The sequence below is a fragment of the Magnetospirillum sp. WYHS-4 genome, from assembly GCA_039908345.1.
Taxonomy (GTDB): Bacteria; Pseudomonadota; Alphaproteobacteria; order Rhodospirillales; family GLO-3; genus JAMOBD01.
Genome location: JAMOBD010000152.1, coordinates 1 through 1,407, shown reverse-complemented (window position 1 = coordinate 1,407; position 1,407 = coordinate 1). Strand labels below are relative to the sequence as shown.

The window sequence follows — 1,407 nt, the reverse complement described above, 5'->3', positions numbered from 1 at the left end:
GCGAAGGCAGGTGGAATGATCGTGGGAAAGACCGTTCCCGGCCTCTGGGGGAAGGTCAGCGGCACCGTCATCGGGGCCGGCGACAAGGTCGCGAAGCAAGCCGCCGAGGAGAAGCGGGCTGAGACCGCCTCCGTAATGGACGAACTCCAACGTCGCCACAAGGCGGCGACCGGCTCGGGGAATATCGCCGAGGCCCGGCGGATCGAGGGCATCCTGGGCGGGATCGTCATCCGCAACCGCCGGTGAGAGCGGGGCGGGTCTAATCCCACCGGCTGCTCGGCCTGGAGACCAGGGGCTTCAGCCAGGAGCCCCGCGGTCTCCAGGCCTCGGCCCGCCGCCGGGCCTCGGCGCGATCTTCTTCCGTCATCCGGATCCGGCCCAGAGTTTTCAGAATGATTTCATCCGTCCGCCCGGAACGGCCGGCGACGATCACCCATTTCAGGCCCTCGACAGCGTCACGTGGCACCACCTTTCCTTCAAGCAGGAACTGCGCCACCGATAACTGCGACGCCCATCCGCCCCTTTCCGCCGCTTCGAGGAACCATTCGAACTCCTTCATGGGGTCCTTCGGTACACGCTCATCCAGCCCATAGGCGTAGACCAAGCCGATCGCCGAATAGGCTTGGGGCATCCCCTGGTCCGCCGCCTTGCGGTACCATGCGATGGCCTTCGCGGCATCCCTGCGCATGCCGTCGCCCCTGGCATAGCGTTCCCCCATCTCGTACTGGGCTTCCGCCAGGCCCTGGGCGGCCGCCTTCTCGAACCAATGCACAGCGAGGGATAGCACAGGCTTGCCGTCCGGGGGATAGGCGAACCAAAGTCCAAGACCGTATTGCCCCCAGGCGTTTCCTTGCTGCGCGGCCGCCTTGAACCAATCGTGGGCATCGGAGAAGCTCGCCTCGATGCCCCTTCCGTTCCACAGACTATCTCCCAGCGCCACCTGTCCCAGGGCATGCCCCTGCTCCGCCGCCTTGCGATACCACGCGGCGGCGGCGGCTTCATCCTTGGGGACAGCCTCGCCCTCGTCGTGAAGCCGCCCGACCCGGTATTGCGCCTCGGCATGGCCGGTTTCGGCCAAAGGCAGCCAGACGGCCAGGGCCCGCTTGTGGTCCTTGGCTGCGTAGGCGGCCATTCCATCCCGGAAGGCGGCCTCCGCCGCCGGATCGGCCCGAAGCGTCCCGACGGCAAGAAACAGGACCAGAAGCGAGGCAAGCCAAATACGCATGCGCCAATCCTGCCACCCGCATGGGGACGGGGCAAGGGCGGCGCGATCAGGGGCGGCAGGATTTCCCCCGCCCGGCCGGCACCGCGTGGCCTTCGGCGAGCAGGCGGGCGGCGAGGTCGGTGCCGTCGCCAAGGACCACCTCGGCCACCACCCGGCCGTGATACTTGTCGGGCCGGACCGCC

Annotated in this window: 2 protein-coding genes; one reads left to right on the top strand and one right to left on the bottom strand. The window is 67.9% G+C overall.

Features of this window, described 5'->3' with window-relative positions; all coding sequences use genetic code 11:
- A partial coding sequence (locus H7841_18500; protein MEO5338849.1) for a hypothetical protein occupies positions 1-246 on the top strand: 246 nt, incomplete at its 5' end.
- Positions 247-259: 13 nt separating this feature from the next.
- On the opposite strand, the gene H7841_18495 is transcribed toward H7841_18500, so the two are convergent.
- Complete coding sequence (locus tag H7841_18495) at positions 260-1,225, bottom strand: sel1 repeat family protein (GenBank protein ID MEO5338848.1); 966 nt, start codon at positions 1,223-1,225, stop codon at positions 260-262.
- Positions 1,226-1,407 lie beyond the last annotated feature (182 nt).